This window comes from Aquipseudomonas ullengensis, assembly GCF_014174475.1.
Classification (GTDB): Bacteria; Pseudomonadota; Gammaproteobacteria; order Pseudomonadales; family Pseudomonadaceae; genus Aquipseudomonas; species Aquipseudomonas ullengensis.
Genome location: NZ_JACJUD010000003.1, coordinates 571188 through 589510, shown reverse-complemented (window position 1 = coordinate 589510; position 18323 = coordinate 571188). Strand labels below are relative to the sequence as shown.

Sequence of the window (18323 nt, the reverse complement as noted above, 5' to 3'; positions counted from 1 at the left end):
TTCTAACCGGATTAGGCCTGTAAGGCCGCCGCATGATGTCTCAAGTGGTCATCGATGAAGCTGGCAATAAAGTAGTAGCTATGGTCGTAGCCCGGCTGCAGGCGCAGAGTCAGCGGATGGCCGGCCGCCTTGGCCGCCGCTTGCAAGGCCTCGGGTTTCAGTTGGCCCACCAGGAAGTCGTCGCGATCCCCTTGGTCGACCAGGATCGGCAGCTTTTCGGTGGCATCGGCCAGCAACGCACAGGCATCCCACTCGCGCCAGCGGCTGCGGTCTTCACCCAGGTAGCGGCCCAGTGCCTTCTCGCCCCAGGGGCAATTGCTCGGGTTGCTGATCGGCGCGAAGGCCGACAGCGAGTGGTAACGCCCCGGATTGCGCAAGGCGCAGACCAATGCACCATGGCCGCCCATGGAGTGACCGCTGATACCGCGTTTGCCCGACACCGGAAAGTTGGCCTCGACCAGCGCCGGTAGCTCGTGCACTACGTAGTCGTGCATACGGTAATGCCGCGCCCAGGGTTCCTGGGTGGCGTTGACGTAGAAGCCGGCGCCCAGACCGAAATCCCAGGCACCGTCCGGGTCGCCCGGCACATCGGCGCCGCGCGGGCTGGTGTCCGGGGCGACGATGATCAGGCCCAGCTCGGCGGCGAGCTTTTGCGCGCCGGCCTTCTGCATGAAGTTTTCGTCGGTGCAGGTCAGGCCGCTGAGCCAGTACAGCACCGGCAGCTTGGCGCCCTGCTCGGCCTGCGGCGGCAGGTAGACGGCGAACTGCATGTCGCAGCTCAACGTGCTGGAGCGGTGGCGATAGCGTTTGTGCCAACCACCGCAACTCTTGTTGCTGGAAACAATTTCGAGAGTCATGTCGATGCCTCGCGTAGGGTGGAAACCGCGTAGCGTTTCCACCGCCGCAGGTGGATAAGCCGTCATTCGACGGCGTTATCCACCCTACGATCAGTAATGGATAACGGTGCGGATGCTCTTGCCTTCGTGCATCAGGTCGAAGGCTTCGTTGATCCGCTCCAGGCCCATGGTGTGGGTGATGAAGGTGTCCAGCGGGATCTCGCCCTTCTGCGACTTCTCCACGTAGCTCGGCAGCTCGGTGCGGCCCTTGACGCCACCGAAGGCCGAACCACGCCAGACGCGGCCGGTGACCAACTGGAACGGACGGGTGCTGATTTCCTGACCGGCACCGGCGACGCCGATGATCACGCTTTCGCCCCAGCCCTTGTGCGCGCATTCCAGCGCAGCACGCATCAGCTGCACGTTGCCGACGCACTCGAAGCTGTAGTCGACGCCGCCGTCGGTCATCTCGACGATGACGTCCTGGATCGGCTTGGCATGGTCCTTCGGGTTGACGAAGTCGGTCGCGCCCAGCTCACGGGCCACGTCGAACTTGGCCGGGTTGATGTCGATGGCGATGATGCGGCTAGCCTTGGCCATCTTCGCGCCGATGATCGCCGCCAGGCCGATGCCGCCCAGGCCGAAGATCGCCACGGTGGCGCCCTCTTCCACCTTGGCGGTGTTGAGCACGGCGCCGATGCCGGTGGTCACGCCGCAACCGAGCAGGCAGACCTTTTCCAGCGGCGCGTCCTTGGGGATCACTGCCAGGGAGACTTCCGGCAGCACGGTGTACTCGGAGAAGGTCGAGCAGCCCATGTAGTGGTAGATCGGCTCGCCGTTGTAGGAGAAGCGCGAGGTGCCGTCGGGCATCAGGCCCTTGCCCTGTGTGGCGCGCACCGAGCTGCACAGGTTGGTCTTGCCGGATTTGCAGAATTTACACTCGCGGCATTCGGCCGTGTACAGCGGGATCACGTGGTCGCCAACCTGCACCGAGGTCACGCCCTCGCCGACTGCTTCGACGATGCCGCCACCTTCGTGACCGAGAATTGCCGGGAACACGCCCTCGGAGTCGGCACCGGACAGGGTATAGGCGTCGGTGTGGCAGACGCCGGTGGCGACGATGCGCACCAGCACTTCACCGGCCTTCGGTGGCGCGACGTCGACTTCGACGATCTGCAGCGGTTCGTTGGGGGCGAAGGCGACCGCGGCGCGGGACTTGATCATGGGGTTCTCCAAGGGTGGCTTTGAACGTGGCGTGCAGTGTAGTTGGCATCGATTTGAGGAATAATCCCCGACAAAGCAAAACATTATTGCCATGCAGGGATAATCAACCATGAATCGCTGGGAAGGCCTGGACGAATTCGTCGCCGTCGCCGAGTGCGGCCAGTTCACTGCAGCTGCCGAACGCCTGGGCCTGTCGTCGTCGCAGGTCAGTCGCCAGGTGGCGAAGCTGGAAGAACACCTGCAGGCCCGCCTGTTCTACCGCAGCACCCGCCGCGTGGTGCTGACCGAGGCCGGGCAGACCTTTCTGCAGCACTGCCAGCGCCTGCAGGACGCCCGCGAGGAAGCGCTGCGCGCGGTCGGCGACCTGGCCAACGAGCCCAAGGGCCTGCTGCGCATGACCTGCGCGGTCGCTTACGGTGAGCGCTTCATCGTGCCGCTGGTGAACGACTTCATGCAGCGCCATCCGCAATTGCGCGTGGAGATCGAGCTGAGCAACCAGACCCTCGACCTGCTGCACAGCGGCATGGACCTGGCCATCCGCCTCGGCCGCCTGCAGGACTCGCGCCTGGTGGCCACGCGCCTGGCGCCGCGGGTCATGCACCTGTGCGCGGCGCCGCTGTACCTGGAGCGTTACGGCCGGCCGCACAGCCTGTCGGAACTGGCGCGGCACAACTGCCTGATCGGCAGCAGCGACACCTGGAGCTTCCAGCAGGACGGCCGCGAGCTGTCGCAACGGGTGCAGGGTAACTGGCGCTGCAACAGCGGCGAGGCGGTGCTGGATGCGGCGCTGCGCGGTTTCGGCCTGTGTCAGTTGCCCGACTACTACGTGCAGGCCCACCTACGCAGCGGCGCACTGGTCGACCTGCTGGCCCAGCACAAGCCGCCGAACACCGCAGTGTGGGCGCTGTATCCGCAGCAGCGGCACCTGTCGCCCAAGGTGCGCCAGTTGGTCGAGTTATTGAAGGAAGGCCTGGCGCAGCGGCCGGAGTATCAGCAACTCGCCTGAGTCATTGGTGGAAAACGCTGCGCGGTTTTCCACCCTACTCGGGCTAAACCGTAGGGTGGATAACGCTTTGCTTATCCACCAACGTGAGCAGCGCAAACTATGGGCAGGACACCTGTCACGCCGGCGTCAGGCACTCCGGGGCATCCAGTTTGGGATCGTTGACCAGATTGGCCAACACCCGCTCGCGCAATGGCGGCGTGGGAATCAGCAGCAACGCCTGCAACTGCGCCAGGGGCGTGTCCTCGGCCAGCCAGGCGTGTTGCTGCGCCTCATCCAGCAGCAGCGGGCGACGCAAATGGGCGGCGGGCTGGGTAATCATGGCCACGCTCAGGTAGACCTGATCTCCCGCCGGATAGGCCTCCCACAGCGCGGCGAAGTGCAGCAGGCTGCCTTCGCCGGTCAGCCAGAACGGGCGCTTGCGCAACTCGCCGCGCCACTCGTAGAAGCCGTTGGCCGGCAGCAGGCAACGCCGCTGGCGAAAGGCCTCGCGGAACATCGGCTGCTCACTGAGGGTTTCCGCACGGGCATGGGCCGGCGATTTCGACAAATCATTGAGCCAGGGCGGGGTCAGCCCCCAGCGACCGCTGGCAGCCTGCAACTCGCCGCCGACATGGCGCAGGAACAGCACCTGATTACCGGGCGAAATATTCCAGTGCGGCGCCTGCCCAACAGGGAAGCCGGGCAAGGTTGCCAAGCTCTGCGACCAGCGAAACAGGGCAAAACGTCCACTCATAAGACAGCGGGCTCATCGAGGAAAACAAAGGAAAGGCAGCGACAGACCGGACTGGCGACACGCCATCAGCAAAGCAGCACACCGGGACAGGCATCCGGCTCGTCGCCAGGTAGTGGCGCGGCGGCATTGTACGCGGCGATCAGGTGGCGCGCGTGGTCGGCATCGTCATCCATCACCAGCAAGCCCAGCAGCCCCAGCGCCGGCAGCTCGCCGATGGCGCCCAGCAGGTGGCGGCCAGTGAGGTGTGCATCCACCCCTTCGCTGGCCAGCATGCCCAGCAACAGTTCGCCTTCCAGCAGGTCCTGCGGCTCGTAGACGCGCTGCATCATTCATCCTCCGTGCGCACGTCCAGTGACCAGTCGTCACCGTCGGTACGCAAATCGAAGATGATCGGCCGGCAGCACACCGGACAGTCCTCGATGTATTCCTGGTCACCGGCGGACAGATCAAGCAACGCCTCGGCCGGTTCGCCGCAATAGGGACATTGATACGCCTGTGTTTCCAGCATCACGACCTCCACTGTGACTTGCAGGTACAATCGCCGGTCTATTGCAGGCTCGCGGGACTCCCCCTGAGCCTAGGCACCCGTAACGATGAGAACATGATGGGCGAATTCGATTCCATCCGACCCTACGCCGACCACGAAGTCCGCGCCGTCCTCGACCGCCTGCTTGGCGACTCGACCTTTCTCGGCATGCTCACGCGCTTTCGCTTCCCGCGTCTGGCCGGGCCGCTCGGCTGGCTGCTTAAACCTCTTATAGCTCATCGGCTGCGCCAGCAGGTCGCCGGCATCGCCAGCGTTGCCGCGCTGCAGGACCGCATCGAGCTGTATGTGGACCGCACCCTGGAGAGCGCCACCGACGGTGTGAGCTATTCCGGCCTGGAGCAACTCAAGCCCGGCGCGCCTTACCTGTTCCTCGCCAACCACCGCGATATCGTCATGGACCCGGCCATCGTCAACTACGCCGTGTACCACGCCGGCCTGCCGACGCCGCGCATCGCCATTGGCGACAACCTGCTGCAGCGGCCCTTCGTCAGCGACCTGATGCGCCTGAACAAGAGCTTCATCGTGCACCGCTCGCTGACCGGGCGGCGCGAGAAGCTGGCGGCCTTCCAGCTGCTGTCGGCCTACATCAACCACTCGATCCGCGTCGACGGCCAGTCGGTCTGGATTGCCCAGGCCGAGGGCCGCGCCAAGGACGGCGACGATCGCACCGATTCGGCGATCCTCAAGATGTTCCACATGAGCCGCAAGGACGAGCCTTTTGCCCATGTGCTCAGCTCGCTGAACCTGATTCCGGTCTCGATCAGCTACGAGTACGACCCGTGCGACCAGGCCAAGGCCCGCGAGCTGTCGATCCGCGCCAGCAGCGGCAGCTACGAAAAGGCACCGGGCGAGGACGACGCTAGCATCGCCCTCGGCATCACCGGCTACAAAGGCCGCGTGCATGTGCACTTCGGCGCACAGGTGACGTCCGGCTTCGAGGATGCCAAGCAGCTGGCCGCCCTGATGGACCGCCATATCCTCGGCGGCTACCGGTTGTTCCCGGTGCATCACCTGGCCTACGCCCAGTGGGAAGAGCGCGACGCCGAGCTGGCCGTACCGGCGCTCGAACACCAGTTCACTGCCGATGAGTTGCAGAGCGCGCGCAGCGAGTGGCAGCGCCGCCTGGACGCCTGCCCGGTGGAGCAGCAGCCATGGCTGATCCGCCAGTACGCCATGCCGGTGCGCAACTACTATCGGGTCAAGGCGGGTTTGCCACTCTAGCTGTGGCCTGAAACGAAAAACGGCAGCCCGAGGGCTGCCGTTTTCATTCACTCACGCGAATCAGAACCTGTTCACAATCTTCTGGACTAGAGCCAGACAAGGCGCTACGCCAGTAACAGCCTCCGGCTGGTCAAAGCGGCGAGGAAGCGGAGTTTACGAGCTGTAAATGAGCATGACTCGTTTCACTCGCCCTTCGGGCCGCGCTAAAGCGCGTTAGCCGCAGCGGCTTGCCGAGCCTGGTTTTAACGCAGGCTGGCCGACGGACAGGAGACCGTGAGCAGGTTCTCAGAGCTGCGTGCTAACCCAGGACATTAGCAGGGCGACGCCCAGGCTGGCGCCACCGAAACGGTAGAAGAACCGATTGAGGCGCTGGGTAGGCTCGTCCAGCAGCGACGCTTCTTCATCCAGCTCATTCAGCTCACCGTCGGCGGCCAGACGGGCCACGGCGCGCTGCTCGCGCACGCGGGTGGCCAGCAGCAGCCAGCTGCCGGCAGCGGCAAAGAACAGCGCCAGGGTATTCACGGCTTGCGCCGGGTGAGCCAGAAACAACGACCACAAAGCCTGCAACGACATCATCAACCTCAACTTCGGGTAGCCCGCGTGCGAGCCGTCAAAAGGGATACGATGCACCGGCGCGCGGCCGGCAGTCAGAATACGGTCGCGGAGTCTACCGAAGCGCCCCCTTGCCCGCCGGGCATTCCGACGAACACCCGCGGCCATTCATCGCCTGGTCACAGAGGCCTGCCATCGTGACGCCTCGCTCACAGGAGGCCGCCATGTTGCACGCCCAGCTTCAGGATCATCTCTACCGCATCGCCCACGACGAAGAGCAGCGCGCGCTGGTCGACGCCTTCGCCATCAACGTGCAGGACCGCCAGTGGCTGGTCTACTGCGCCCTCGGCGGTCATGAACACGCTGAATACCCCGACGCAGACCCGCAGACCGGGATCAGCCTGCCGGAGCTGTACCAGCAGGCCGCCTGAATGCCAGGCACAAAAAAGCCCGGCATCAGGCCGGGCTTTTTCGTTGGAGCGGGAACCGTTACTGGCCGTTGAGCAACTGGCCAATGGTTGGATCCTTGAAGGTGCGGGTCAGGGCGTCACTGAGCACGTCGCTGACCAGCTTGGTGTTGGTTTCCTGGTTCGGCGCCATGCCGAAACGCTGGTTCAGCGAAGCACCGTAACGGCCGCTGTAGCGGCGGTTGCTGTTCTGCACGTCGGCACGGAAGCTGGCACTGATGTCAGCCTCGGTGACGTAGGTGCCTTCTTTCGGCGACTGGTACTTGAGGTCGGCCAGGGTCAGGGTCAGCTGCGGCGCATTGTAGGCATTGGCGCTCGGGGTGAAGCCGAGCAGGCGTACAGCCGCTTCGGCCTCGGCCTGCAGGCGCGGCAGGATGTCCTTGCCCTGAACGCTGATCGCGCTGGTTTCCGGGTAAAGACCACCGCGAGTGCCCAGTACCGGCGACTGACGACCATCGACCACACGCACCACCACGGGCTGACCCTGACCGACTGCGGCCAGAGGCGCGGTGAGCTTGGGTTGCGGCAGCAGTTGCTGCGGGCTGTGGGCACAACCGACCAGGCTCAGGCCGAGCACGGCGATCAGACCGAACAGCGCACGATTCTTCATGCTTGATCTCTCCAGAACGATGAGGGGGGACTAAAAGTGGCGGGCAGTATAACCAGCGCCACCGGGCGCGACATCTGCTTTTCAGACCCCATCACGGCCTCCGGGGTTCCACTGTCACAGGGCTGTCACTGCCGCGTGCGATAAGGATCAGGCACTCGAAGAGGAAAGAATGATGATGAGTCTGTGGAGTTTGCTGAACCTGGCCCCGCGCATGCGCTGCTATGCCCTGCTGGACAATCGCGGCATCTGCCGCGCGCTGCGCCAGGCATCCAGCGCCCCTGAACAGAATGGCTGGGTGGAAGTCAGCGCCATGCACCTGGGCTGGATCGGCCAGCAGCTGCCGCTCGAAGCGGTCATGCAGGCCAGCCCGAGCGCCCGCCGACCGCTGCCCGCCCTCGCCGCCTGAAGATCTGGCCATAAAAAAACCGCCCCGAGGGGCGGTTTTTCATGAGCGCATCGCCAATCAGGCGTTGAGCTGCAGGTTGGCACTGCACTGCGTGCTGACCTGGCGGTACAGCTCGGCGTCGTCTTCCAGCGGCTTCTCGCGCGCCGGGAAGATTTCCTTCAGCTTGGTGGCCCAGGCTTCGCTGCCCGCTTGTTCGGCGAAGCAACGCTCGATCAGGTTGAGCATGATCGACACGGTCACCGAAGCGCCCGGCGAAGCGCCCAACAGGGCGGCGATGGAGCCGTCCTCGGCCGCCACCAGTTCGGTACCGAACTGCAGCACGCCGCCTTTCTTGGCGTCTTTCTTGATGATCTGCACGCGCTGACCAGCAATTTCCAGGCGCCAGTCCTCGGCCTTCACGTTCGGGTAGAACTTGCGCAGGGCGTCCAGGCGCTGGTCCTGGGACTGCAGCACTTCCTTGATCAGGTAGCGGGTCAGGTCCATGTTGTCGCGCGCCACGGCCAGCATCGGGCCGATGTTGCTCGGGCGCACCGACAGCGGCAGGTCGAGGAACGAGCCGTGCTTGAGGAACTTGGTGGTGAAGCCAGCGTACGGGCCGAACAGCAGCGAGGTCTTGCCGTCTACCACGCGGGTGTCGAGATGCGGCACCGACATCGGCGGCGCGCCGACTTCAGCCTGGCTGTAGACCTTGGCCTGGTGCAGCTTGACCACGTCCTGGTTGTCGCAGCGCAGCCACTGGCCGCTGACCGGGAAGCCGCCGAAGCCCTTGCCTTCTTCGATGCCCGACATCTGCAGCAGTGGCAGAGCACCGCCACCGGCGCCGAGGAATACGAACTTGGCCGCAACCGAACGGGTGCTGCCGTCCTGGGAGTTCTTGATCGTCACATCCCAGCCCTGCGCGGTGCGCAACAGGCCGGTGACTTTCTGGTTGTAGCTGACGCTGGTGCCGCCCTGGCTGGCCAGGTACTGCAGCAGCTGGTTGGTCAGCGCACCAAAGTTGACGTCGGTGCCATTCAGCGCACGGGTCGCGGCGATGCGCTCACCGGCAGCGCGGCCCTGCATCATCAGCGGCATCCACTCGGCCATGGTGGCCGCGTCTTCGCTGTATTCCATGTCGGCGAAGGCGTGGTGCTGGCTCAGTTCGGCAAAGCGCGCCTTGAGGAAGCCCACATCCTTCTCGCCACGCACGAAGCTCAGGTGCGGCACCGAGTTGATGAAGTTCTTCGGCGAACCGAATGCGCTCTTGCCGCACAGGTAGGACCAGAACTGCTTGGAGACTTCGAACTGGGTATTGATGTTGACGGCTTTCTTGATGTCCACCGAACCATCCGCCGCCTGCGGCGTGTAGTTCAGCTCACACAAGCCGGCATGGCCGGTACCGGCATTGTTCCAGGGGTTGGAACTTTCGATGGCGCCGGACTCGCGCAGTTCGGCGATTTCCAGCTTGAGGCCAGGATCGAGCTCCTTGAGCAACACCGCCAGGGTGGCGCTCATGATGCCGGCGCCGACCAGCAGCACATCCACAGTTTCGTGATTGTTTTGCGTCATTAACGCTTCTCCAAGATCTGCAGTACCAAATTGATGCCATCGACCTTTTGAGCCGCGCATCAACCACTAATCACTGACAGCCAGGCGGGTGCCTGGAATATCGGAGGGGCGACGGTCAGGGGCCGGTGACCCGGCCTGACCCGATCCTTCGCAACCTCTATCGATACGTGCCACCTGTGGGTCGCCCGTACCATTCAAATACTGAAATCAGTGCCGCTTCCGTCGATCGAGCGCCCTGCGCTCCAGACCACTTTGCGCAACAGCCCGCCGTGCGGGCCCTGCCCGACTTTGCCGGGCAGGCTTTTTCCGGCGCGCACGATACCATTAATGACGCATTTTCAGACGCAAAAATTGCGCCGATACCACCTGGCAATCCTGTTTATTGGCCGAATCAGCCGCGCGCGGCCTTGATCGCCTCGACATAGGGCTCAGCCAGGCGCTGATCCTGGATCAGTGCCACGAAATCATGCCCCTGGGCATCGGTGGCGTTGAGGTCATAGCCGGCGTCCTTGAAGAAGCCGAGAAAACGCTCGAAATCGTCGATACGCAGGCCGCGGTAGGCCTTGACCAGCTTGTGCAGGGACGGCGGCGTAGCATCGGCCGGCTCGACCGCGAGGAACAGCTTGATCGACTCGTCGCTGATTTCTTCGCCAATCACCTGTTTCTTGTCTTTACGCATCACGCACTCCAGCTCAGCGGGCATCACGGGGCCGGCAGTTTACCCTTGCCCGGCAGCGCGCTCAACGCGACGAAGGAATCCTTTACGGGCGATGCAACGATCCAGCTCGCACGACAGTGGGAGAACAGTGATTTCCGGAGGGAATCGATGGTCAGGCGTCGAACTGCGCGCGCATCCAGGCCAGATACTCAAGCGCAGCAGGCTCGCCCTCGCGCGGCGCCCAGAAGGCCTGTTCATCCTCGCCCAGCGGGCGATAAGGGCCGGCCTTGCACTCGAACAGCACGCTGTCGGCGCTCAGCACCACCAGGGCGTGGAACTGGCCGGGCGCCAGATCGACACCAACGCACTCGCCACCGGCTTCGAGCAGGCGGGTCTGCTGCACGCTGCCATCTTCGGCGAACAGCAACAGGCCGATGCGGCCCTGCAGCACCAGCAGGGTCTCGGCCTTGTCCGCCGCCAGGTGGCGGTGCGGGGCGATATAGGTGTCGGGCTGCAGCCCTACCGCCAGGCGGTGGCAGGGCTCTTCCATGGCGTGGAAGTTGTGATGGGTACGCTGGCGCGGACTGGCCGTCGCCTGCTCAGCCAGGCTGGCGAACAGGCTGCGGTCGAGAAACGCCGCGGGGCGCAAATTACAGGCCTTTGACGGCGAAGATCCCGGCGGCATTGCGCCAGTAGCCCTTGTAGTCCATGCCGTAGCCGAAGATGAAGCGGTCTTCGCACGGCAGGCCGACGTAGTTGGCCTTGAGGTCCGGGCGCGCCTTGCGGTCGTGCTGTTTGTCGATCAGTACGGCGGTGTGCACCTTGGTGGCGCCGGCGTGCTTGCAGAACTCGATGATGGCCGAGAGGGTGTGCCCTTCGTCGAGGATGTCGTCGATGATCAGCACTTCACGGTCAATGAAGGAGATTTCCGGCTTGGCCTTCCAGAACAGCTCGCCGCCGGTGGTTTCGCTGCGGTAGCGGGTGGCGTGCAGGTACGACAGTTCCAGCGGGAAACCCAGCTTGGGCAACAGCTTGCCTGCGAAGATCAGGCCGCCGTTCATCACACAGAACACCACCGGATTGCTCTCGGCCAGCTCGCCATTGATGGCCTCGGCGACCTGATCGATGGCCGCCTCGACCTGCGCGTCGGTGTACAGGCAATCGGCTTCGGCCATGATTTGGCGGATGTGGGCGAGGTCGGCAGACATGGTCTTCTCCAGATAAATAGACAAGGCTGGTTAAAAAATTGCCGGGAGCAATTCTTAACGTCGCGCCAGCGACGGCCCGAAGGGTGACCGCCAGGGACGGCAGGTCATAAAAAATGGTCGGCAAAGGTACTCAGAGTCATGCGTCAGGGCAAGCCTGGACGGATATTTTCTGACCACTCGCTCAAGTCAGTCAGTAAACTGGGCGCCTTCTAGCTGGCATGACCAGTGCTTTACTCTAGCCAGTATTCCGCCGCCTTCCCCGGAGACCCTGCATGCCCATCCGAGAAATTCGCCACCCGCTGATCCGCCACAAGATCGGCCTGATGCGCCGCGCCGACATCAGCACGAAGAACTTCCGCGAACTGGCCCAGGAAGTGGGCGCCCTGCTCACCTATGAAGCGACCAACGATCTGCCGCTGGAAGACTGCGAGATCCAGGGCTGGGCCGGCACCGTGCAGGTGGAGAAGATCGCCGGCAAGAAAATCACCGTGGTGCCGATCCTGCGGGCCGGCATCGGCATGCTCGACGGCGTGCTCAGCCTGATTCCCGGCGCCAAGGTCAGCGCCGTGGGCGTGGCGCGCAACGAGGAAACCCTGGAAGCGCACACCTACCTGGAAAAACTCGCCCCGGAAATCGACGAGCGCCTGGCCCTGATCATCGACCCGATGCTGGCCACCGGCGGCTCCATGGTCGCCACCATCAACCTGCTGAAGAAGGCCGGTTGCAAGGAAATCCGCGCCATGGTCCTGGTCGCCGCGCCGGAAGGCATCAAGGTGGTCAACGATGCACACCCGGACGTGATGATCTTCACCGCCTCCATCGACCAGTGCCTCAACGAACACGGCTATATCATTCCGGGCCTCGGCGATGCCGGCGACAAGATCTTCGGCACCAAACAAAAGGACGCATGACCATGCAGGATGAATACAAGGACCCGCTCTGGCGCCAGGTGATTTCCGGCGCACAGATGCTCTTCGTTGCCTTTGGCGCCCTGGTGCTGATGCCACTGATTACCGGCATGGACCCCAACGTCGCGCTGTTCACCGCCGGTATCGGCACCCTGCTGTTCCAGCTTGCCACCGGCCGCCAGGTGCCAGTTTTCCTGGCCTCGAGCTTCGCCTTCATCGCCCCGATCATCGCCGCCAAGGGTGAGTTCGGCATGCCGGCGGTGCTGGGCGGCGTGGTTGCCGCCGGTTTCGTCTACATGCTCCTCGGCCTGGCCGTGAAGCTCAAAGGCCCCGGTTTCATCGACCGCGTCCTGCCACCGGTGGTAATCGGCCCGGTGATCATCGCCATCGGCCTGGCCCTGTCGCCGGTCGCGGTGAACATGGCCATGGGCAAGACTGGCGACGCCAGCGCGCAACTGGTGCCTTACCAGACCGCCATGTTCATCTCCATGCCGGCCCTGATCACCACCCTGCTGGTGGCCGTGCTCGGTCGTGGCCTGCTGCGCCTGGTGCCGATCCTCGCCGGCATTGCCGTGGGCTGCAGCCTGTCCGTGGTCTTCGGCATTTTCGACACCACCGGCATCGCCGCCGCCCCGTGGCTGGCCATCCCGCACTTCGTCACCCCGGAACTGCACTGGGGCGCGATCCTGTACATGGTGCCGGTCGCCCTGGCTCCGGCCATCGAGCACATTGGTGGGGTGATCGCGGTCGGCACCGTGACCGGCAAGGATTTCGTGCGCAAGCCCGGCCTGCACCGCACCCTGCTCGGTGACGGCCTGGCCACTTCGGCAGCCGGCCTGTTCGGCGGCCCGCCCAACACCACCTACGCCGAAGTGACCGGCGCAGTGATGCTGACCAAGAGCTTCAACCCGAAAGTGATGACCTGGGCGGCGATCTTCGCCATCACCCTGGCCTTCATCGGCAAGTTCGGCGCCGCGCTGCAGGCCATCCCGGTGCCGGTGATGGGCGGCATCCTCTGCCTGCTGTTCGGTTCGATTGCGGTAGTCGGCCTGAATACCCTGATTCGCCATCAGGTCGACTTGTCCGAGGCACGCAACCTGATCATCGTCTCGGTGACCCTGGTGTTCGGCATCGGCGGTATGGTCATCGGCGGCAACGAGTTCGCCCTGTCTGGTATCTCGCTGTGCGCCATCAGCGCCCTGGGCCTGAACCTGCTGCTACCCGGCGGCGCGGCCTGGCACAAACACCCGCCGATCGATCCGGAGATCTGATCGCAGCATAAAAAAAGCCCCGCAGATGCGGGGCTTTTTTATGCGGCTCACGTAGGGTGGGTGCAACCCGCGCAATCCGCGACGCGGGCTTCACCCGCCCTACGCCTCAGAATGGCTCGGCAATGTACTTGAAGGGAAAGTTGGCCGCCTTGTAGCGGCCGACCCGACGCTTGGGCAGCTCCACCTTGGGCTGTTCAACCGGCTGGTAGGGAACCTGCTGCAGCAGATGGCTGATCAGGTTCAGGCGCACGCGCTTCTTATCCTCGGAACGTGCGACGAACCAGGGCGCCCAGGGTGTGTCGGTGGCTTCGAACATCTCGTCACGGGCGCGGGTGTAGTCGTCCCAGCGATTGAACGACTTGATGTCCATCGGCGACAGCTTCCAGGTCTTGCGCCCATCGTCGATGCGCGAGCGCAGACGGCGCTCCTGTTCCGCCGGGCTGACCTCCAGCCAGTACTTGAGCAGGATGATTCCCGAGTCCACCACCGTGCGTTCGAACATCGGCGCCTGCTGCAGGAACTTCTGCACCTGGCTTTCTTTGCAGAAGCCCATGACCCGCTCCACGCCGGCGCGGTTGTACCAGCTGCGGTCGAAGATCACGACTTCTCCCGCCGCCGGCATCTGCGTCAGGTAGCGCTGGATATACATCTGGCTCTTCTCGCGATCGGTCGGCGCCGGCAGCGCCACCACGCGAAACACCCGTGGGCTGACCCGCTCGGTCAGCGCCTTGATGGTACCGCCCTTGCCAGCGCCGTCACGCCCCTCGAACACCACCACCACCCGCGCCCCAGTGGCGACCACCCACTGCTGCAACTTGACCAGTTCGACATGCAAGTCATACAGCTGCTGCTCGTACTCCTTGCGCGAGAGCTTCTCCGTGGTGTCTTGCGGTTTGCTCTTGGTTGCTTGCGGCTTTTCCTTGCTGGCTTTGCGCTTGGCCATGGCCAATCCCTCGGTAATGAATGCGTCACTCGAGACTAGCCGGCCAAGGCCCTGACTGCATAGTACCCGGCCGAAACCTGTCGAGCTGGCCTCGCCACGGTCGGCGCGCTATGGTCAGCGCCCTTTCCGCTGCTCACGGGGCCACGTTAATGCTCACCACCCTCGCCCGCGTCTTCGGCTTCTCCCAACTGCGCCCCGGCCAGCAACGCGTGGTCGAGGCCGTACTGGCCGGCCGCTCGGCGGCGGCGATCTTCCCCACCGGTTCCGGCAAGTCGCTGTGCTACCAGCTGCCGGCCCTGCACCTGCCGCACCTGACCCTGGTGGTGTCGCCGCTGCTGGCCTTGATGCAGGACCAATTGGCCTTCCTGCATGCCCGCGGCATCAGCGCCGCCAGCATCGATTCGGCGCAGAGCCGCGAGCAGGCCGCCGAGACCATGGCCAAGGCCAAATCCGGCGAACTGAAGATCCTGATGATCTCGGTCGAGCGCCTGAAGAACGAACGCTTTCGCAACTTCATCAGCCAGGTGCCGATCTCCCTGCTGGTGGTCGACGAGGCCCACTGCATTTCCGAATGGGGCCACAACTTCCGCCCGGACTACCTCAAGCTGCCCGACTACCAGCGTCAGTTCGGCATTCCCCAGGTGCTGCTGCTCACCGCCACGGCCACCCCGCCGGTGATCGCCGACATGCAGAAGAAGTTTGCGATTGCCGCAGACGATGTAGTCACCACCGGCTTCTACCGCCCCAACCTCAACCTGCTGGTGGAGCCCGTGGCCGGGCGCGACAAGCAGCGCCGGCTGAGCGAATGGCTGGGCGCCAAGGCCGGCCAGCCGAGCATCGTCTACGTCACCCAGCAGAAGACTGCCGAACAGGTGGCCGAGCAGCTCAGCCAGCGCGGCTTTCCCGCCAGCGCCTACCACGCCGGCATGCCGCACGAGACGCGCGAGGCGATCCAGCGCCAGTTCATGGACGGGCGGATCAACTGCATCGTCGCCACCATCGCCTTCGGCATGGGCATCGACAAGGCCGACATCCGCAACGTGGTGCACTTCGACCTGCCCAAATCCACCGAGAACTACAGCCAGGAGATCGGCCGCGCCGGGCGCGACGGCCAGCCGTCCGACTGCCTGGTGCTGGCCAACCGCGACAGCCTCAACGTGCTGGAAAACTTCGTCTATGGCGACACGCCGGAGCTGGCCGGCATCCGCTGCGTGCTGGATGAATTGCTCAGTGCAGGCCAGGACGGCCAGTGGGAGCTGATGCTCAACCGGCTCTCCGACCAAAGCAATATTCGCCAGTTACCGCTGAAAACCCTGCTGGTGCAGCTGGAGCTGCGCGGCATCATTGCCCCGCGCTACGCCTACTTCGCCGAGTACCGCTTCAAATATCGGGTCGAGCCCGAGGTGCTGCTGGGCAAGTTCGAGGGTGAGCGGCGGCAGTTCGTCGAGGCCATCGTCACCAGCTCCAGCCGTGCGCGCACCTGGTGCACGGTGGATTTCGACGCGCTGTACAGCCAGCACCAGGCCGAGCGCGGGCGGGTGGTCAAGGCTCTGGATTTCTTCCAGGAACGCGGCTGGATCGAGCTGGAAAGCAAGCAGATGACCGAGGTCTACGCCCTGCTCGACGCCAGCTTCGACCCACAACAGCTCGGTAACGAACTGCACGCCTACTTCAAACAGCAGGAAGCCAGCGAGATTGCCCGCATCCAGGCCATGCTCGAACTGTTCGCCAGCCCGCAATGCCTGAGCCAGCGCCTGGCCGCCTACTTCGGCGACACCCAGGCACCGCAGCGCTGCGGCCATTGCTCGGTGTGCCGCGGTCAGGTTGCCCAGCTGCCGCCCGCCCCCGTGCTGCAACCACTGGCCGAGCTGGACTGCCACGCACTGTGCGCGGCCTTCAGCCAGCGTCACCAGGAAGCCCGTGGCGAACAACCCAGCAGCGAATGCCTGACGCGCTTTCTCTGCGGCATCAGCGTGCCGCTGTTCACCAAGCTCAAGGCACGGCAGATCAACGGGTTTGCAAGACTGGAGGATTACCCCTACGCCGAGGTGCGTAGCTGGGTCGAACAACAGCGCTAGGAGGGTGCTGAGCGCAGCTCAACAGGGTGTAGCGGGAGGGTTTTAGCAGAGCGGTGCGACCAGACGGGCTGGCCGCGCCATTGCAGCGCTACTTCACGGCTTGAAGGTACGCGCGTCCTTGGCCCAGGAGTCCAGGGCTGGCTTGAGGTCATTCACCGTCAGCTGGGTGCTCTTGTTTTCCAGGTCGAGGCCGTGGCCTTTGCGCACAATTTTTGCCACGGGCTGGCTGGTGCGGGCATCGAGGGCTTCCATCTCGACATAGATATCGGTGTCGCGGTCGCGGGTGCCGATGGCGGTGCTGGCAGCAGCGGCCACCAGGGCGATTGGAATCACTTCATAGAATTTCAGGCCTTCGGCGGAAACATCCACGGCAGTGATCGCGGTACGCAGCACCAGGGTGTCCTGGTTGGGCTGGTCGACCACTTGCATGCGCCCGGCCAGCTCACGCTGCATGGCTTGTTGCAGGTAGACGGCGATATCGTCGAGGGCTTTCTGGCTGACTTGGTCGCTCGGCTGCGGCTTGGGGAAGAAGACCGGCTTCTCCACCATTACCGACGGGTAGTTGTTCAGGTCGAGACCCGGCGCCACCCAACGCAGAACAGGCACACCACTGGCCGAAGTGGCCGGCTGCAGCTGTGAGTAATCTTTCAGGAAACCCGAATACTGCTCGGGCTTGGTTGTCTGGCTGGAGCATGCAGCCAACAACAGGCTCAGACTCAAGCCCAGGGTGCGCAGCGCGTAGCGTTTCATCCTTGTACTCCTAATGCTAATGGTGGCGCGGCACAGCGTTGGTGCCGCTGCAGACATCCTAGTCTTACTGATCGCGCTTTTTCTACACCATCGGACAATTCTTAAAAGGCTCTGGAATAAGCGTTTGCCTGTCATCAGGCGGTCACGTCAATGAAGTAGGGAAAAGCTGCCTATCCCTACTGCACCGTCAAGCGCACCCGGTAGGTGCGATCCGCATCGATCTCGCCCACCCCGCCCGGCGAGCCCAGCAGCAGATCATCGCCGCTCTGCACCACGCTGCTGAAACTGGGCAGGTTGGCGCCGGTGGAGGCCTGCAGGGTTTCCTGCACGCGGCCCTCGCCGTCGAAGCGGAATACAAAGGGATAGGTCACCGGCTTGGTCAGCAGCGCACGTGGCAGACGTGAGGCAATCTTGCGCGCCAACGGCCAGGGTGCCAGTGCGTCCAGCACCGCCTTGCGCGGCGAGAAGAACGAGCACCAGTAGCTGCCATCCGGGGCGATCGACAGGTCGCCAGGGAACGCCGGCAGGTTGTCCAGCAACACCTCGCGCTCGCCGGCTCGTGGCCCGTTCAGCCACAGGCGGGTAATGCGGTAGGCGCCGGTTTCCGCCACCAGCAGGTAGGACTCGTCCGGAGCGAGAACCACGCCGTTGGCGAACTCCAGGCCATCGAGTACCAGCTCGATCCGCCCATCCGGGTAACGCACGAATACCTTGCCGTCGCCGCCATGCTCGAGCAGCGCCAGCTTGTTGTCAGCCAGGCCCCAGCGGCTGGAAGCCTCGGTAAAGAACAGGCGGCCGTCGCGGGCGATGAACACGTCATTGAGGAAGGTAAAGGGCTGCTGCGTCGTGCTCTGCACCACGCGCTCGGCCTGGCCCTGTGGCGAGATGCGCCAGACCTGGGCATGGGCCTCGTCGGCGGCGTACAGGCTGCCGTCCGGACCGAAGTTCAGCCCCACCGGACGGCCATCCAGCTGCACGAAGGTCTGCGCCGGCTCACCCGCACGCCAGCGCACGATGCGTCCGTCGCCGATGCCGCTGTAGCGCCGCCCCTGGTCGTCCACCACCACGGTGTCCGGCCCGGACAAGCCCTGCTGCTCCAGCACCGCGCCATCCAGGCGCTGATTGGGCGCCCAAATGCCAGTTGCAGCAGGAACCGGCTGCGGCTGCCAGGCCACGGGTTGCAGGCCGGTTGGCCAGAACAGCAGGTAAGCGAGACCGGCGAGCGGGAGCATGAGCAGGAGCTTGCGCATGGGGGCAATCCTTGTTGGCGTTATTGTCCGCCCAGCCTAGTGAAGCGGCCTGCCGGACAACATCGCCGGCCAGGCCAAAGCACTGACTTTGCCGTTAGCTGCAGAGC

General features: G+C 64.2%; 21 protein-coding genes. 7 read left to right on the top strand and 14 right to left on the bottom strand.

The window, feature by feature from the left end:
* Nucleotides 1-11: 11 nt before the first annotated feature.
* On the bottom strand, nt 12-857 hold the full coding sequence (fghA, locus tag H3H51_RS12065) for an S-formylglutathione hydrolase (protein ID WP_220790960.1): 846 nt from the start codon (nt 855-857) through the stop codon (nt 12-14).
* Between the two features lie 90 nt (nt 858-947).
* Nucleotides 948-2060: an S-(hydroxymethyl)glutathione dehydrogenase/class III alcohol dehydrogenase gene (locus H3H51_RS12060; RefSeq protein ID WP_183089277.1), complete on the bottom strand. Its 1113-nt coding sequence runs from the start codon at nt 2058-2060 to the stop codon at nt 948-950.
* Nucleotides 2061-2169: 109 nt separating this feature from the next.
* Here H3H51_RS12060 and H3H51_RS12055 point away from each other — a divergent pair, with 109 nt between their 5' ends.
* On the top strand, nt 2170-3066 hold the full coding sequence (locus H3H51_RS12055; RefSeq protein ID WP_183089276.1) for a LysR substrate-binding domain-containing protein: 897 nt from the start codon (nt 2170-2172) through the stop codon (nt 3064-3066).
* 115 nt (nt 3067-3181) lie between these two features.
* Here H3H51_RS12055 and H3H51_RS12050 read toward each other — a convergent pair whose 3' ends face one another.
* From H3H51_RS12050 to H3H51_RS12040, 3 genes are all read right to left on the bottom strand, one after another.
* Nucleotides 3182-3799, bottom strand: a complete 618-nt coding sequence (locus H3H51_RS12050) for an SOS response-associated peptidase (protein WP_183089275.1) — start codon at nt 3797-3799, stop codon at nt 3182-3184.
* 65 nt (nt 3800-3864) lie between these two features.
* On the bottom strand, nt 3865-4125 hold the full coding sequence (locus H3H51_RS12045) for a putative signal transducing protein (protein ID WP_183089362.1): 261 nt from the start codon (nt 4123-4125) through the stop codon (nt 3865-3867).
* Nucleotides 4125-4307 (bottom strand): CPXCG motif-containing cysteine-rich protein, encoded by a 183-nt coding sequence (locus tag H3H51_RS12040; protein WP_183089274.1) that lies wholly within the window; start codon nt 4305-4307, stop codon nt 4125-4127. The genes H3H51_RS12045 and H3H51_RS12040 overlap by 1 nt, the downstream gene beginning before the upstream one ends.
* Before the next feature lie 93 nt (nt 4308-4400).
* On the opposite strand from H3H51_RS12040, the gene H3H51_RS12035 reads away from it, so the two are divergent.
* On the top strand, nt 4401-5567 hold the full coding sequence (locus H3H51_RS12035; RefSeq protein WP_183089273.1) for a 1-acyl-sn-glycerol-3-phosphate acyltransferase: 1167 nt from the start codon (nt 4401-4403) through the stop codon (nt 5565-5567).
* A gap of 285 nt (nt 5568-5852) precedes the next feature.
* Here the strand turns inward: H3H51_RS12035 and H3H51_RS12030 are convergent, their stop codons facing one another.
* Complete coding sequence (locus H3H51_RS12030) at nt 5853-6140, bottom strand: hypothetical protein (protein WP_183089272.1); 288 nt, start codon at nt 6138-6140, stop codon at nt 5853-5855.
* 203 nt (nt 6141-6343) lie between these two features.
* Here H3H51_RS12030 and H3H51_RS12025 point away from each other — a divergent pair, with 203 nt between their 5' ends.
* Nucleotides 6344-6550 (top strand): hypothetical protein, encoded by a 207-nt coding sequence (locus H3H51_RS12025; protein WP_183089271.1) that lies wholly within the window; start codon nt 6344-6346, stop codon nt 6548-6550.
* A 58-nt stretch (nt 6551-6608) separates the two neighbouring features.
* Here the strand turns inward: H3H51_RS12025 and H3H51_RS12020 are convergent, their stop codons facing one another.
* Nucleotides 6609-7196 (bottom strand): YajG family lipoprotein, encoded by a 588-nt coding sequence (locus H3H51_RS12020; RefSeq protein WP_183089270.1) that lies wholly within the window; start codon nt 7194-7196, stop codon nt 6609-6611.
* Between the two features lie 175 nt (nt 7197-7371).
* Here H3H51_RS12020 and H3H51_RS12015 point away from each other — a divergent pair, with 175 nt between their 5' ends.
* Nucleotides 7372-7602, top strand: coding sequence for a hypothetical protein (locus H3H51_RS12015; protein WP_183089269.1), 231 nt, complete (start codon nt 7372-7374; stop codon nt 7600-7602).
* A 57-nt stretch (nt 7603-7659) separates the two neighbouring features.
* On the opposite strand, the gene mqo is transcribed toward H3H51_RS12015, so the two are convergent.
* The 4 genes from mqo to H3H51_RS11995 all read right to left on the bottom strand — a co-directional run bounded on the left by mqo (nt 7660) and on the right by H3H51_RS11995 (nt 11016).
* Nucleotides 7660-9150, bottom strand: coding sequence for a malate dehydrogenase (quinone) (gene mqo / locus H3H51_RS12010; protein WP_183089268.1), 1491 nt, complete (start codon nt 9148-9150; stop codon nt 7660-7662).
* Nucleotides 9151-9541: 391 nt separating this feature from the next.
* On the bottom strand, nt 9542-9829 hold the full coding sequence (locus H3H51_RS12005) for a PA4642 family protein (protein WP_183089267.1): 288 nt from the start codon (nt 9827-9829) through the stop codon (nt 9542-9544).
* A 151-nt stretch (nt 9830-9980) separates the two neighbouring features.
* Nucleotides 9981-10457, bottom strand: a complete 477-nt coding sequence (locus H3H51_RS12000; protein WP_183089266.1) for a WbuC family cupin fold metalloprotein — start codon at nt 10455-10457, stop codon at nt 9981-9983.
* A gap of 1 nt (nt 10458) precedes the next feature.
* Nucleotides 10459-11016, bottom strand: a complete 558-nt coding sequence (locus H3H51_RS11995) for a hypoxanthine-guanine phosphoribosyltransferase (protein ID WP_183089265.1) — start codon at nt 11014-11016, stop codon at nt 10459-10461.
* 272 nt (nt 11017-11288) lie between these two features.
* Between H3H51_RS11995 and upp the strand changes: the two genes are divergently transcribed.
* Both upp and H3H51_RS11985 read left to right on the top strand, forming a co-directional pair.
* Complete coding sequence (upp, locus tag H3H51_RS11990) at nt 11289-11927, top strand: uracil phosphoribosyltransferase (RefSeq protein WP_183089264.1); 639 nt, start codon at nt 11289-11291, stop codon at nt 11925-11927.
* Between the two features lie 2 nt (nt 11928-11929).
* The gene (locus H3H51_RS11985) at nt 11930-13195 is read left to right on the top strand and encodes a uracil-xanthine permease family protein (protein WP_183089263.1); all 1266 of its coding nucleotides are present in this window, start codon (nt 11930-11932) and stop codon (nt 13193-13195) included.
* Nucleotides 13196-13301: 106 nt separating this feature from the next.
* Here the strand turns inward: H3H51_RS11985 and ppk2 are convergent, their stop codons facing one another.
* Entirely contained in the window at nt 13302-14138 is an 837-nt protein-coding gene (ppk2, locus tag H3H51_RS11980) for a polyphosphate kinase 2 (RefSeq protein ID WP_183089262.1), read from the bottom strand.
* A 149-nt stretch (nt 14139-14287) separates the two neighbouring features.
* Between ppk2 and H3H51_RS11975 the strand changes: the two genes are divergently transcribed.
* A complete protein-coding gene (locus H3H51_RS11975; protein ID WP_183089261.1) occupies nt 14288-16216 on the top strand; it encodes a RecQ family ATP-dependent DNA helicase in 1929 nt (642 codons plus the stop codon).
* Between the two features lie 93 nt (nt 16217-16309).
* Here the strand turns inward: H3H51_RS11975 and H3H51_RS11970 are convergent, their stop codons facing one another.
* Together H3H51_RS11970 and H3H51_RS11965 are read right to left on the bottom strand one after the other, a co-directional pair.
* Nucleotides 16310-16966: a DUF3313 domain-containing protein gene (locus H3H51_RS11970; protein WP_183089260.1), complete on the bottom strand. Its 657-nt coding sequence runs from the start codon at nt 16964-16966 to the stop codon at nt 16310-16312.
* 176 nt (nt 16967-17142) lie between these two features.
* A complete protein-coding gene (locus H3H51_RS11965) occupies nt 17143-18216 on the bottom strand; it encodes an SMP-30/gluconolactonase/LRE family protein (RefSeq protein ID WP_183089259.1) in 1074 nt (357 codons plus the stop codon).
* Nucleotides 18217-18323 lie beyond the last annotated feature (107 nt).